This is a genomic window from Streptomyces thermovulgaris, from assembly GCF_002155915.1.
Lineage (GTDB): Bacteria > Actinomycetota > Actinomycetes > Streptomycetales > Streptomycetaceae > Streptomyces > Streptomyces thermovulgaris.
The window spans coordinates 1-14,124 of record NZ_MUME01000057.1; the positions used below are offsets into that span (position 1 = coordinate 1).

Below are 14,124 nucleotides of genomic sequence, written 5' to 3' on the forward strand. Positions count from 1 at the left end.
ATGACTGCGATTTCTCTCGGCATGCCGTCCGTCCCGACCAGGCTCGCCGAACGGCGCAAGAGCCGGCGGATTCAGGTCGGGTCGGTGGCGGTGGGCGGGGACGCGCCGGTGTCGGTGCAGTCGATGACCACGACCCGGACCGCGGACGTGGGGGCCACGCTGCAGCAGATCGCCGAGCTGACGGCGGCCGGCTGCCAGATCGTGCGGGTGGCCTGCCCCACGCAGGAGGACGCGGAGGCGCTGCCGGTGATCGCGAAGAAGTCGCAGATCCCGGTGATCGCCGACATCCACTTCCAGCCCAAGTACGTCTTCGCCGCGATCGAGGCCGGCTGCGCGGCGGTGCGGGTCAACCCGGGCAACATCAAGAAGTTCGACGACCAGGTCGAACAGATCGCGCGGGCGGCGAAGGACCGGGGCGTGCCGATCCGGATCGGGGTCAATGCCGGTTCGCTGGACAGGCGGCTGCTGCAGAAGTACGGCAAGGCCACCCCGGAGGCGCTGGTGGAGTCGGCGCTGTGGGAGGCGTCGCTGTTCGAGGAGCACGATTTCCGGGACATCAAGATCTCGGTCAAGCACAACGATCCGGTGGTGATGGTCGAGGCCTACCGGCAGCTGGCGGAGCGGTGCGACTATCCGCTGCATCTGGGGGTGACGGAGGCGGGGCCGGCCTTCCAGGGGACGATCAAGTCGGCGGTGGCGTTCGGGGCGCTGCTGTCGCAGGGGATCGGGGACACCATCCGGGTGTCGTTGTCGGCGCCGCCGGCGGAGGAGGTGAAGGTGGGCATCCAGATCCTGGAGGCGCTGAATCTGCGGCAGCGGGGTCTGGAGATCGTCTCGTGTCCGTCCTGCGGCCGGGCGCAGGTGGATGTGTACAAGCTGGCCGACGAGGTGACGGCGGGGCTGTCGGGGCTGGAGGTGCCGCTGCGGGTGGCGGTGATGGGCTGTGTGGTCAACGGTCCCGGCGAGGCCCGCGAGGCGGACCTGGGGGTGGCCTCGGGCAACGGCAAGGGGCAGATCTTCGTCAAGGGTCAGGTGATCAAGACCGTTCCGGAGTCGAAGATCGTGGAGACCCTGATCGAGGAGGCCATGAAACTCGCCCGGGAGATGGAGCGGGGCGAGGACGCACCGGGCGGCTCCGCCGTCGTGGGGGCACCGACAGTGACAGTGAGTCAGTAGAGCGGCGCGGACCGAGAGGGGGACCGGAGTGACCATTCTGGAGAGGATCGGGGGACCGCGCGACCTGAAGGCGCTGTCCGAGGCGGAACTCGGCGAACTGTGCGCCGAGATACGTGCGTTCCTGGTGGACGCGGTGAGCAGGACCGGCGGTCACCTCGGGCCCAACCTGGGGGTGGTGGAACTCACCGTCGCACTGCACCGGGTCTTCGAGTCGCCGGCCGACCGGATCCTGTGGGACACCGGCCACCAGAGCTATGTGCACAAACTGCTGACGGGCCGCCAGGACTTCTCCAAGCTGCGCGGCAAGGGAGGGCTGTCCGGCTACCCCTCGCGCGAGGAGTCCGAGCACGACGTCATCGAGAACAGCCATGCCTCCACCGCGCTCGGCTGGGCCGACGGACTGGCCAAGGCACGCCAGGTGCAGGGGGAGAAGGGGCACGTCGTCGCCGTCGTCGGGGACGGCGCGCTGACCGGCGGCATGGCCTGGGAGGCGCTCAACAACATCGCCGCCGCCCGGAACCGGCCGCTGATCATGGTCATCAACGACAACGAGCGCTCCTACGCGCCGACCATCGGCGGCCTCGCCCGCCACCTGGCCGCCCTGCGCACCACCAACAGCTACGAGGAGGTGCTGGCCTGGGGCAAGAACGTCCTGCAGCGCACCCCCGTCGTCGGCAACGTCCTCTACGACGCGCTGCACGGTGCGAAGAAGGGCTTCAAGGACGCGTTCGCCCCGCAGGGCATGTTCGAGGACCTGGGGCTGAAGTACCTCGGCCCCATCGACGGGCACGACATCCGCGCCGTGGAGTCGGCGCTGCGCCGCGCCAAACGCTTCCGCGGCCCCGTCCTGGTCCACTGCATCACCGAGAAGGGCCGCGGCTACGCACCCGCCCTCGCCCACGAGGAGGACCACTTCCACAGCGTCGGGGCGATGGACCCGCGCACCTGCGCGCCGCTCGCCCCGGCCGACGGCCCGTCGTGGACCTCGGTGTTCGGCGACGAGATGGTACGGATCGGCGAGGAGCGGGACGACGTCGTGGCGATCACCGCCGCCATGCTGCACCCGGTGGGACTGGGCGGATTCGCCGAGCGGTTCCCGGACCGGGTGTGGGACGTCGGCATCGCCGAGCAGCACGCGGTGGTGTGCGCGGCGGGCCTTGCGACCGGCGGGCTGCACCCGGTCGTCGCCGTCTACGCCACCTTCCTCAACCGCGCCTTCGACCAGGTGCTGATGGACGTGGCCCTGCACAGGTGCGGCGTCACCTTCGTCCTGGACCGGGCCGGTGTGACCGGCACCGACGGACCCTCCCACAACGGCGTGTGGGACCTGTCCGTGCTCCAGGTCGTGCCCGGCCTCAGAATCGCCGCGCCCCGCGACGCCGTCCAGCTGCGCGCCCAGCTGCGCGAGGCCGTCGCCGTGGACGACGCGCCGACGCTGATCCGCTTCCCCAAGGAACGGGTGGGCCCGAAGATCCCGGCGGTCGACCGGGTGGGCGGCATGGACGTCCTGCACCGGGCCGAGCGGCCCGAGGTGCTCCTGGTCGCCGTCGGGGTGATGGCCCCGGTGTGCCTGCAGGCCGCCGAGCTGCTCCAGGCGCGCGGCATCGGCTGCACCGTCGTCGACCCGCGCTGGGTCAAGCCCGTCGACCCGGCGCTGCCGGGCCTGGCCGGCAAGCACCGTCTGGTGGCCGTGGTCGAGGACAACAGCCGCGCGGCCGGTGTCGGCGCCGCGGTGGCCCTCGCCCTGAGCGACGCCGAAGTCGACGTACCACTGCGGCGGTTCGGCATCCCCGAGCAGTTCCTCGCGCACGCCAGGCGCGGGGAGGTACTGGCCGACGTCGGTCTCACCCCGGTCGACGTCGCCGGACGGATCGGCGCGAGCCTGGCCGCCCGGGAACAGGCCGCAGCCGCCACGGCAGTCAAGGAGAAAGTCGAATGACCACGGAGTTCGACCTCGGCAGACTCCTGTCCGAGTGCGGAGCCGAACGCTACGAGCTGCACACCCGACACCTCAACCACCAGTTGCCGCGCATGCTGCGCACCATCGGCTTCGACAAGGTCTACGAGCGGGCCGAGGGCGCGTACTTCTGGGACGCGGACGGCAACGACTACCTGGACATGCTCTCCGGGTTCGGCGTGATGGGCCTGGGCCGGCACCACCCCGTCGTCCGCAAGGCGCTGCACGACGTGCTGGACGCCCGGCTCGCCGACCTGACCCGCTTCGACTGCCCGCCGCTGCCCGGACTGCTGGCGGAACGGCTGCTCGCCCACAGCCCGTACCTGGACCGGGTGTTCTTCGGCAACAGCGGCACCGAGGCGGTGGAGACCGCGCTGAAGTTCGCCCGCCGCGCCACCGGCAAGCCGCGGATCCTGTACTGCGAGCACGCCTTCCACGGCCTGACCACCGGCTCCCTGTCCGTCAACGGCGAGGACGGCTTCCGCGACGGCTTCGCCCCGCTGCTGCCCGACACCGCCGTCCCCCTCGGCGACCTCGACGCACTCGAACGGGAGCTGCGCAAGGGGGACGTGGCCGCCCTGATCGTCGAACCGATCCAGGGCAAGGGCGTGCACGAGGCCCCGCCCGGCTATCTGCGTGCCGCACAGCAGCTGCTGCACCGGCACAAGGCGCTGCTGATCGCCGACGAGGTGCAGACCGGCCTCGGCCGCACCGGGGACTTCTACGCCCATCAGCACGAAGAAGGCGTCGAACCGGACCTGGTGTGCGTGGCCAAGGCCCTCTCCGGCGGCTATGTGCCGGTGGGCGCGACCCTCGGCAAGGACTGGATCTTCAAGAAGGTCTACTCGTCGATCGACCGCGTCCTGGTCCACTCGGCGAGCTTCGGCGCCAACGCCCAGGCCATGGCGGCGGGACTGGCGGTGCTGTCGGTGATCGAGAACGAGCAGATCGTCGCGAACGCCCGGGCCACCGGCGAGCTGCTGAAGTCCCGGCTGGCCGCGCTCGTCGACCGCTACGAGCTGCTCGCCGACGTACGCGGCCGGGGCCTGATGATCGGCATCGAGTTCGGCCGGCCGACGTCGCTGAGGCTGCGCGGACGCTGGAGCGTGCTCCAGGCGGCCCGCAAGGGACTGTTCGCGCAGATGGTGGTCGTCCCGCTGCTGCAGCGCCACCGTATCCTGACCCAGGTCTCCGGCGACCACCTGGAGGTGATCAAGCTGATCCCGCCGCTGATCATCGGGGAGGCGGAGGTCGACCGGTTCATGGACGCCTTCACCGCCGTGATGGACGACGCCCACGAGGGCGGGCTGATGTGGGACTTCGGCAAGACGCTGGTCAAGCAGGCGGTCGCCCACCGGTGAGCGGCACCTGCCGTTCCTTGCCCGGGAGGCAAAAGATTTGCCTCCCGGACAAAGCCGTCACTGAAATGGAGGAATGAGCTCCTCCGAGTCCCAGCCCTCGGCAGGGCCGGTCGAGGACCTGCCCGCCGTCGCGCCGCAGCTGCGCGCGCTGCGCCGCCGCGCCTCCCTGACCCTGGAGGCGGCGGCCCGCGCCGCCGGGCTGTCGCCCGCCCACCTCTCCCGTCTGGAGACGGGCCGGCGCCAGCCCTCGCTGCCGATGCTGCTCACGCTCGCCCGCGTCTACGGCACGACCGTCTCCGAACTGCTCGGCGAGACGGCCGTCGGCCGGGACGCGGTCGTACGCGCCGACGAGATGGAGCCGACACGGGCCGGCGGCTGGACGTACTGGCAGGCCGGCGCCCCCGGACGGGGCATGCAGGCCCTCAGGGTCCGCGTCCCCCACGGCTCCCAGGGCGACATCGTGCGGGTGCACCCCGGCGAGGAGTGGCTGTACGTCCTCAAGGGGCGTCTCCGGCTGCGCCTCGGGGACGGCGCGCATCTGCTCGCCCCGGGCGACAGCGCGCACTACGACTCCCTGACCCCGCACCGCATCGCGGCCGAGGACCCCGACGGAGTCGAGCTCCTGTTCGTGCACACCCTGCTGCAAAGTCCCGCGACCGCCCTGTGCCTGGGGCCCCGTACCGGAGAGAGAACATGAGCAACCTGGAGGAGAAGTTCCCGCGCGCCCTGTGGGTCCGGCTGGTCGTCTACACCGTCGTCGGACACCTCGTCGCCGGATTCATCTGGCTGCTGTTCGAGGTCGGCGCCGGGTGACGGCCCCGGCCGGGTCGCGCGAGGTCAGTCCAGGAGCCGCTCGCGCAGCCGCTCCCGGGTCTCGGGGGCCAGCCGCAACCCGCGCTCCAGATAGGGGTCGACGCCGCCCCAGGTCTCCTCGATGGTCTCCAGGGCCGCCATGAGGTACTCGACGCGCGCGTCGAACAAGGGGGCGAGCAGCTCCATGACCTCGGGGGAGTAGGCCGAGGCCGAGGTGCTGCTGCGGCGCACCTTGTAACGGCGGTGCGGGGCGTTCGACTCCAGGTAGTCCGCGACGATCGCGTCCTGCTCCACGCCCAGGGCGAGCAGGGTCACCGCGATCGACAGACCCGCGCGGTCCTTGCCCGCGGCGCAGTGCATCAGCGCCGGGACGCTGTCCTCGGCGAGGGCGTGCAGCACCTGGGAGTGCTCCCTGGTGCGCTCCGTGATGATCGCCCGGTAGGAGGCGATCATCCGGTTCACGCCCTTGCCGTCGGCCAGGACGGCGCGCAGCTGCTCGAGGTCGCCGTCGCGGACCATCCGCCAGAACTCCGCGCCGTCCGCCGGGTCGCTCAGCGGCAGGTTCACATTCCGCACACCGGGCAGCTCGATGTCCGGCCCTTCCAGTTTCTTGTCGGCCGCGTTGCGGAAGTCGAAGATCGTGCGCAGGCCCAGGGAGCCGAGGAACGCCGCGTCCTCCTCGGTCGCGTGTGCGAGATGGCCGCTGCGGAACAGCACGCCCCGGCGCACGCGCCGGCCGTCCACGGTCGGCAGGCCGCCCACGTCACGGAAGTTGCGCACTCCGGCCAGCTCGGGTTCGGTAGAGGGGACCTGCTGCGTCACGGGAACTCCTCCCTGTCGGACCCGCCGTCACGGCTCGTCAGCGGGCGCGGCTTCGACCATACGACATGGCTTCCCCGGGCAATGAGCCGTCCGCAACCGTTGCCCGGGCGCCGCCGCGCCCGGATGATGGCCGTGCCTGCGCTGATCCGTCCGGCTCCGACGGGGAGGGACCTGTGCTCCAGACCGCCGACGACGGCCGTACCTGGCTGCTGACCGGCCCCACGAGCAGCTATGCCCTCCGTCTCACCGCGCACGACGAACTGCTCCATCTGCACTGGGGTCCCCGTATCGGGCTCGCCGACGCCGAGGCCCTGGCCGCCCGCCCGCTGCCGGAGTGCCGCCCCTTCGAGTCCCCGCTCGACGGGCACGAGGAGTACCCGGTCGAGGGCGGTCCCCGCTTCGTGCGGCCCGCGCTGTCCGTGCGCACCGCCGAACGGCGCGGCACCGAGTGGACGTTCGAGACATACGAGACATGCGGGGGCGAAAGCGACGAATTGCGCTTACGGTTCCGTGACGCGGGACTGCGCATCACCCTGCACTACCGCATGCGCGACGACGTCGTCGAACGCTGGGTCACCCTCGACAACCAGGGGCCCGACGCCGTGGAACTGCTGCGCGCCGACTCCGCCACCTGGACCCTGCCCGAACGCGAGGGCTGGCGGCTGTCCCAGCTGCACGGCCGCTGGGCCGCCGAGTCCCGCCTGGTGCGCACCGACCTCGCCTGCGGCGAGAAGGTCCTCGGCAGCCGCCGCGGCCACACCGGGCACCAGCACCTGCCCTGGGTCGCCCTCGACACCGACGCCACCGAGGAGCACGGCGAGGTCTACAGCTGCGCGCTGGGCTGGTCCGGATCGTGGCGGATCGCCGTCGCCCGGCTCCCCCACGCGCGCGTGCAGATCACCGGGGGCGCGGGGCACGACGACTCGGGGCTGCTGATGCTCCGGCCCGGGGAGTCGTACACCACCCCCGTCTTCGCCGGGCTGTGGAGCGGCGGCGGCCACGGCGGCGCGAGCCGCGCCTGGCACGCCTACCAGCGGAGGTACGTCGTCCCGGACGCGGACCGGGACCGGCCGGTGCTCTACAACTCCTGGGAAGCCACGGGGTTCGACATCTCCGAGGAGCGGCAGCGGGAGCTGGCCCGGCGGGCGGCGGAGATCGGTGTGGAGCTGTTCGTGGTCGACGACGGCTGGTTCGGCGCCCGTACCGGCGACCGCGCCGGACTCGGCGACTGGTGGCCCAACCCCGACCGGTTCCCCGGCGGCCTGAAGCCGCTCGCCGACCATGTGCACGGCCTCGGCATGCAATTCGGCATCTGGGTCGAGCCGGAGATGGTCAACCCCGACAGCGACCTGTACCGCGCGCACCCCGACTGGGTGCAGTACCAACCGGGACGCAGACGGACGGAGTTCCGCCATCAGCTGGTGCTCAACCTCGCGCGCGAGGACGTCCAGGAGCATCTGTGGGAACAGCTCCACGGACTGCTCTCGAGCACCCCGATCGACTATGTGAAGTGGGACTTCAACCGCAGCTTCACCGACGCGGGCTGGCCCGGGGACCCGTATCCGCAGCGTCTGTGGGTCGACCATGTGCGCGCGCTGTACGCCCTGCTGGACCGGTTGCGGGCCGCGCACCCGGGGGTGGCCTTCGAGTCCTGCTCGGGCGGCGGCGGCCGGGTCGACCTCGGCATCCTGTCCCGCACGGACCAGGTGTGGACCTCCGACAACACCGATCCGCTCGACCGGCTCGCCATCCAGCACGGCTTCAGCCACCTCCACCCCGCACGGGTCATGGCCGCCTGGGTCACCGACAGCCCGAACGCCCTGTCGGGGCGCGCCTGCGGGCTGCGCTTCCGGTTCGTGAGCGCCATGGCCGGGGTGCTCGGGGTGGGCGGCGACCTCACCCGGTGGACGGAGGAGGAACTGGCCGAGGCCCGGGACTGGATCGCCCTCTACAAGCGGATCCGGCCCGTGGTCCAGCGCGGCGACCTGTACCGGCTGCGGCCCCCGCAGGGCGGGCTGAGCGCGGTGCAGTACGTCCTCGGGGGCGAGACCGTCGTCCTCGCCTGGCTCCCGGCGCAGCACTACGGCGAGCCGCCGCCCCCGCTGCGGCTGCGCGGCCTCGACCCGGCGGCGTCGTACGCCTGCCCGGAGACCGGGGAGGTGCACCGGGGAGCCGTGCTGCTGCACCACGGGCTGCGCACCGGACTGCGGGGCGACGTCGATGCGACAGTCATCCACCTCTGTCGTGTCTAACCCTTCTGTCTGAATTGCGCCTTTGAGGTGAACTCGCCCTGGAATGGGGCCCGGTGAAGCCGCCCGCGTGACAAGTCTCATATCGGTGACGGTGCGTTTCTTGTTGTGTCCGCGTAATGTCCTTGTCCGTCCGGCGGTTTGAGGGGCGGACAGAAGATCGAATTCACGCGGCGTGACCGCCGGCCCCCGTGATGGATCATGCGAAAGGCGGGGAAAAAGGGATCATCTGCTTGTCCCTGTGCGCGCCGGTCGCCTACGGTCCTCACCGATCCGGACGGACGCCGAGTCCTGCCGCCGTCCGGGGACCCGCACACCCACCCGTGCACGGCAGGAGCGGGGGACCCACGAACCACTGCCTGTTCCGGTCTTCCGGAACTGGCTCGGGGTGAAGCCGCGGTGCGCGGCCGGGCAGCTCCAGCCCGAACCCGACAGCTCACCTCGCAGGCGCCGGAGAGGAATGCCCCATGCCCGCGAAGGGTAAGCACCGTCGTCCGAAGACCCGTCGTCTCACACGCTCCCTCCTCGCCGCCGGAACCGGTGGCGCCGCCTTCGCCCTTCCGCTCGTCTCGGCGGCGGGCGCGCACGCGGCCCCCGCGCACTCCCCGGCGGACAAGGCCGTGCAGGCCGCGCCCACGGCCACGCCGGTGACCGAGCGGAGCACCGCCGCCGAGGACAGGGAAGTGCGCACCTACACCGTCCGGGTCGGTGACTGCCTGTCGACGATCGCCGACGAGCACAACATCCGCGGCGGCTGGCAGAAGCTCTACGCGGACAACCGCCGGGCCGTCGGCGACAACCCGTCGCTGATCCACCCGGGTCTGAGGCTCGTCCTCGACGGCAGGGCCGCGTCGGCCGGCACCACCACGACGCCCACGTCCCCGGCGTCCGGCTCCTCCTCGCCGTTCGCGTCCTCCAAGCCGTCCGCCGCGCCTTCCTACAGGCTCACCTCCAAGCCGTCCGGGCAGTCCTCCGCGCCGTCCTCGGCCCCGAAGACGAAGCAGGCCCCCCGGGCCCCGCAGAAGGTCTCCACCGGCTTCACCTTCCCGGTGGCCGGCAAGGGGGTCTCCACCGGCTACCGCGTGGCCGGCGGCAGCTGGTCCAGCGGCTACCACACCGGTGTCGACTTCGCCGTTCCGACCGGCACCCCGGTCAGGGCCGTCGGTGCCGGCACGGTCGTCTCCGCGGGCTGGGGCGGCGCCTACGGCAACCAGGTCGTCATCAGGCTGAACGACGGCCACTACGCCCAGTACGCCCACCTGTCGTCGATCTCCGTCTCGGTCGGTCAGAGCGTGAGCACGGGACAGCGGATCGGCCTGTCCGGCGCCACCGGCAATGTGACCGGCCCGCACCTGCACTTCGAGATCCGCACCACGCCGAACTACGGCTCGGACATCGACCCGGTCGCCTACCTCCGCGCGCGCGGCGCCACCCTCGGCTGACGCCCGCCGCCCTCCCCGACCCGGGGCCGGCCGTCACCTTCGGCGGCCGGCCCGCGCCGTCGGCGGCCGGCGGACGTGCGTGGCTAATCTCACCGTCCGTCAACCTCTGCCTACGGTCGCGTAGGTCACATTCGAAGGTGAATCATGGGCTGATATGGCAGACGATTCGAAGAGCGACAACAGACCAGTGATCGGGTCGTACGTGGCCGTGGGGGACAGCTTCACCGAGGGCGTCGGCGATCCCGGCCCCGACGGTGCGTTCGTCGGCTGGGCCGACCGCTTCGCCGTACTGCTCGCCGATCGGCGGCCGGAGGGCGACTTCCACTACACCAACCTCGCCGTACGAGGAAAACTGCTCGACCAGATCGTGGAGGAGCAGGTCCCCAAGGCCATTGAACTCGCTCCCGACCTGGTCTCGTTCTGCGCGGGCGGCAACGACCTCATCCGTCCCGGCGGCGACCCGGACGACGTGGCCGAACGCTTCGAGAAGGCCGTCGCCCGGCTCACCGCCGCCGCGGGCACCGTCATGGTGACCACCGGCTTCGACACCCGGGGCGTGCCCCTGCTCAAGCATCTGCGCGGCAAGATCGCCACCTACAACGGGCATGTGCGGGCCATCGCCGACCGCTACGGCTGCCCGGTGCTCGACCTGTGGTCGCTGAAGAGCGTCCAGGACCGCCGCGCCTGGGACGACGACCGCCTGCACCTCTCGCCCGAGGGGCACACGCGCGTGGCCCTGCGCGCCGGCCAGGTCATCGGCATCGACGTGCCGGCCGACCCGGAACAGCCCTGGCCCCCGATGCCGCCGCGCGGCACGCTGGAGATCCGCCGCGACGACGTGCACTGGGCACGCGAGTACCTGGTGCCGTGGATCGGCCGCCGGCTGCGCGGCGAGTCCTCGGGCGACCATGTGAAGCCCAAGGGCACCCTGTCGCCGGAGGAGATCAAGATGCGGATCGAGGCGGTGGCCTGACGGCCGCCGCGCCCGGCGTCCTCCGCGCCCGGCCCGGCTCCTGGGCGAGCACCTCGTCCGCCCGGTGCCGGGCCGGGCGCGGAAGGCCGTGCCACCGGCTTCCGCAGCACGCCCACGACGGCCCTGCGCGCACGACGGCCCTGTCACGACCATCGCCGCGGCAGGGCGGGACGCGCCCCGGCCGCACGGGTCACTTCCGCACGGCAGCCCCCTTCGCGCCCGATGCGGCCCCCGGCACCTCGCACGCGTCCTTGAAGCCCTGACTGGTCAGCCCGAGGGAGGAGTTGATGCGCGAGCGCAGGTTCTCCAGCGCCACCATCGCCGTCAGCTCCACCAGGGCCGGCTCGCCCAGCCGGTCGCGCAGCCGGGCGACCAGGGCGTCGTCCACGGTGGGCGGCGTGGCCGTCATGGCCTCGGCGTACTCCATGACGTCGCGCTCCAGCGGCGTATAGGCGTCGCTGTCCCGCCACACGGGAACGTCCTGCACCTTGCGGGGGGCCATGCCGCGCTCCCGGTTGACCCAGTAGCCGAAGTCCATGCACCACGAGCAGCCGATCGCGGCGGCCGAGGTCATCTCGGCGAGTGCCTTCAGATCGGGGTCGAGCCTGTTCCACTTCGCCACCGACTGCTCCAGGCGCACATAGCTCCACAACACCCGCGAGTTGTGCGCGAGCGCCCGGAGCGGGTCGAGGACCTTGCCGTAGACGCGCCTGCTGTACCACTCCACACCGCGGAAGAGACGGGTGCGGGGCGGGCTGAGCGAGATGCGGGCCATGGACGGCCACCTCCAGATGCATCGGTCGGTACACCGGCTTTCGTCGGCACCGCGCGGGTGCCTCACCGCATACGACGGACGGGGCGGCGCCGATGTGACATCGGCCGGCCGAGGAGGTCCTTCACCCCGCAGGGGCCCCTCATGCAGGAGCTCCTTACACAGGAGCCCCTCACACAGGAGCCCCTCATAATGGACGGACGGTCCGACCGACTCCACCGGAGGCATCGTTGGCAGGATTCCGTCCCCTGGGCTCCGGACTTCGCACCCTGCGGCCCGCGGCATTCGGAGCGGACCCCGACGAGGAGCGCATGGCGCGCATCCGCCGGTCCCCCCACTTCAAGGACGGCGCCTTCCAGAACCCCAAAGGTCCCGCACGGACCCGGCCCTCCTCCGGCTCGGTGCCCGGCCTTGTGAAGCTCTGGCTCGACAAGGAGCGGCGTGCCCGCCGCACCCCGCGAGGCACCGTGCCCGTGCACGCCACCACACTCGCCGACCTGGCCCGCCCCGCGGCCACCGGGCTGCGGCTGACCTGGCTGGGCCACTCCAGCGTGCTCGCGGAGCTGGACGGACGGCGGGTGCTCTTCGACCCCGTGTGGGGCGAGCGCTGCTCCCCCTTCCCCTTCGCCGGCCCCCGCCGGCTGCACCCCGTGCCCCTGCCCCTGGCCGCGCTCGGCCCGGTCGACGCCGTCGTCATCTCCCACGACCACTACGACCACCTGGACATGCCCACCATCAAGGCGCTGGCCGGCACGGACACCGTCTTCGCGGTACCGCTCGGCGTCGGCGCCCACCTGGAGCGCTGGGGCGTCGACCCCACCCGCATACGCGAACTGGACTGGCACGAGTCCACCCGGGTCGGCGGCCTCACCCTCACCGCCACCCCGGCCCGCCACTTCTGCGGGCGCGCCCTGCGCAACCCCCAGCACACCCTCTGGGCCTCCTGGGTCGTCGCCGGCGAGGAGCACCGGATCTACCACAGCGGCGACACCGGCTACTTCGACGGCTTCAAGGACATCGGCGCGGAGCACGGCCCGTTCGACGCGACGATGATCCAGATCGGCGCGTACTCCGACTGGTGGCCCGAGGACCGGGCCGGTTCCGCGCCGCTGCCGGGCGCGTGGCCGGACATCCACATGAACCCCTCACAAGGCGTCCAGAGCCACCTCGACCTGCAGCAGGGCCGGCCGGGCGGGGTCATGCTGCCGATCCACTGGGCGACGTTCAACCTCTCCTTCCACCCCTGGGCGGAGCCGGGGGAGTGGACGCTGGCCGCGGCCGAGGCGGTCGGCCAGACGGTCGCCCTGCCGGTTCCGGGCCGGCCGTTCGAGCCCGCCGGCGAGATCCCCTCGCGACCGTGGTGGCGGGACGTGTCGCAGCCGCTGGTCCGCACCTGGCCGGTGCCGGAGCCCGTTCCGCACACGGCACACGGCCTCGAGCCGGCCGGCGAGGACCGGCCGGCCGCGGAGGCGGGGGAGTGCGAAGGAGCTGCGGCACCGGGGCGTTGAGCCGTGCGCCGCTCCTCGGCCCGTGCGCGAGAAGCGCCTTCGGCCCGGCGTCCGGCCCGGCCCCGGGGAACGGGCGGGCAGCCCTTTGCCCATGTCCCGCCTCATGCCCGCCGCTTCGTCCGTCCCGCGTCCGTCCTTTGTCCGGAGGACCTTTCACGGATTTGCCGGATTCCTTCCTTCTCGGCGGTCTAAGGTACGGGTACGCCGCGCGGCCCGTCGCGGTCAGACGAGGAGGCCCCTGTGTCATCGACCTGCGACCCCCGGCACGCTCCCGTCGGCGATGTGAGCGCAGCGCTCATGATGATCGACTCCCGGCTCAAGGCCGTCTACGACGGCAGGACCGAGCCCGACCCCGACCAGCANNAGTGGCTGCGGGCGGCCTACGAGGACCACGGCAAGGACGTCATCGAGTGCGTGGTGCCCGACCTCGTGGCCACGATGCGCATGATGCCCAGAAGCGTCCGTCCCGAGGCCATTCCCACCATGGCCGGCCTGGTCATCGCCGCGGGCACCGGTCTGAGCCCCAGCCTGTGGCGCAAGCAGTACGGGGACTGGACCAGGGACGAGATGACTCCCCTGGAGGCCACCGCCTTCCTGCTCGCGGAGCACATCAACCGCCTCACCGACGACCGCGACTTCGCCACCCGGGTGATCGCCGAGGTCCTGTCCGAGACGGACGAGGCCTGACGGCCGCCCCCGGACTTGCCTGCTGCTCGACTCCCCATCGGCAACTCGGTGTTCCATACCGGCCCCGAGCGGCCGACGAGCCGTCCTCGCTCATTCCGGCGGTTCACTCATTCCAGTGGTTCCGACTCCAGGAAAGCGCGCATCTCGAGGGCAAGGCGGCGCATCTCTTCCCCGGGAGCATGGGTGGTGGTCATGCGGAAGTGCCACTCGTCGCCGGGGACACGATCGTGCAGCCGAGCACATCGCAGCGGCCGTGCCCGCCGTCGCGGGTGGAGCGGCCGGGCCGTGGTGGCGCGGGGTGGCATGAGGGTGGCGCAGGATCGATACAGCGGGTGACGGTCCGAAGGGCACCGAAGAGGGGGGC

General features: G+C 71.8%; 12 protein-coding genes and 1 riboswitch. Of the genes, 10 read left to right on the plus strand and 2 right to left on the minus strand.

What is annotated here, in order from left to right:
• The 5 genes from ispG (at position 1) to CCN35_RS06235 (ending at position 5,307) form a co-directional block, all read left to right on the plus strand.
• The gene (ispG, locus tag CCN35_RS06215; protein WP_086791779.1) at positions 1-1,176 is read left to right on the plus strand and encodes a flavodoxin-dependent (E)-4-hydroxy-3-methylbut-2-enyl-diphosphate synthase; all 1,176 of its coding nucleotides are present in this window, start codon (positions 1-3) and stop codon (positions 1,174-1,176) included.
• Between the two features lie 28 nt (positions 1,177-1,204).
• Positions 1,205-3,115: a 1-deoxy-D-xylulose-5-phosphate synthase gene (gene dxs / locus CCN35_RS06220; RefSeq protein WP_086791781.1), complete on the plus strand. Its 1,911-nt coding sequence runs from the start codon at positions 1,205-1,207 to the stop codon at positions 3,113-3,115.
• Positions 3,112-4,494 (plus strand): aspartate aminotransferase family protein, encoded by a 1,383-nt coding sequence (locus CCN35_RS06225; RefSeq protein WP_086791783.1) that lies wholly within the window; start codon positions 3,112-3,114, stop codon positions 4,492-4,494. The genes dxs and CCN35_RS06225 overlap by 4 nt, the downstream gene beginning before the upstream one ends.
• A gap of 73 nt (positions 4,495-4,567) precedes the next feature.
• Positions 4,568-5,191, plus strand: coding sequence for a helix-turn-helix domain-containing protein (locus CCN35_RS06230; protein WP_067393957.1), 624 nt, complete (start codon positions 4,568-4,570; stop codon positions 5,189-5,191).
• On the plus strand, positions 5,188-5,307 hold the full coding sequence (locus tag CCN35_RS06235) for a DUF6126 family protein (protein WP_067393964.1): 120 nt from the start codon (positions 5,188-5,190) through the stop codon (positions 5,305-5,307). The genes CCN35_RS06230 and CCN35_RS06235 overlap by 4 nt, the downstream gene beginning before the upstream one ends.
• Positions 5,308-5,331: 24 nt before the next feature.
• On the opposite strand, the gene CCN35_RS06240 is transcribed toward CCN35_RS06235, so the two are convergent.
• Positions 5,332-6,129 (minus strand): tyrosine-protein phosphatase, encoded by a 798-nt coding sequence (locus CCN35_RS06240; RefSeq protein ID WP_067393966.1) that lies wholly within the window; start codon positions 6,127-6,129, stop codon positions 5,332-5,334.
• Between the two features lie 173 nt (positions 6,130-6,302).
• On the opposite strand from CCN35_RS06240, the gene CCN35_RS06245 reads away from it, so the two are divergent.
• The 3 genes from CCN35_RS06245 to CCN35_RS06255 all read left to right on the plus strand — a co-directional run bounded on the left by CCN35_RS06245 (position 6,303) and on the right by CCN35_RS06255 (position 10,793).
• Entirely contained in the window at positions 6,303-8,381 is a 2,079-nt protein-coding gene (locus tag CCN35_RS06245) for an alpha-galactosidase (RefSeq protein ID WP_086791785.1), read from the plus strand.
• A 305-nt stretch (positions 8,382-8,686) separates the two neighbouring features.
• Positions 8,687-8,841: riboswitch (cyclic di-AMP (ydaO/yuaA leader) on the plus strand.
• Positions 8,842-8,845: 4 nt separating this feature from the next.
• The gene (locus CCN35_RS06250; protein WP_067393973.1) at positions 8,846-9,820 is read left to right on the plus strand and encodes a LysM peptidoglycan-binding domain-containing M23 family metallopeptidase; all 975 of its coding nucleotides are present in this window, start codon (positions 8,846-8,848) and stop codon (positions 9,818-9,820) included.
• Between the two features lie 187 nt (positions 9,821-10,007).
• A complete protein-coding gene (locus CCN35_RS06255) occupies positions 10,008-10,793 on the plus strand; it encodes an SGNH/GDSL hydrolase family protein (protein WP_067393976.1) in 786 nt (261 codons plus the stop codon).
• A 190-nt stretch (positions 10,794-10,983) separates the two neighbouring features.
• Here the strand turns inward: CCN35_RS06255 and CCN35_RS06260 are convergent, their stop codons facing one another.
• Complete coding sequence (locus tag CCN35_RS06260; RefSeq protein ID WP_086791787.1) at positions 10,984-11,568, minus strand: carboxymuconolactone decarboxylase family protein; 585 nt, start codon at positions 11,566-11,568, stop codon at positions 10,984-10,986.
• A gap of 227 nt (positions 11,569-11,795) precedes the next feature.
• Here CCN35_RS06260 and CCN35_RS06265 point away from each other — a divergent pair, with 227 nt between their 5' ends.
• Together CCN35_RS06265 and CCN35_RS06270 are read left to right on the plus strand one after the other, a co-directional pair.
• Positions 11,796-13,073 (plus strand): MBL fold metallo-hydrolase, encoded by a 1,278-nt coding sequence (locus tag CCN35_RS06265; protein ID WP_067393989.1) that lies wholly within the window; start codon positions 11,796-11,798, stop codon positions 13,071-13,073.
• Between the two features lie 240 nt (positions 13,074-13,313).
• Positions 13,314-13,760, plus strand: coding sequence for a hypothetical protein (locus CCN35_RS06270; protein ID WP_425444283.1), 447 nt, complete (start codon positions 13,314-13,316; stop codon positions 13,758-13,760).
• Positions 13,761-14,124 lie beyond the last annotated feature (364 nt).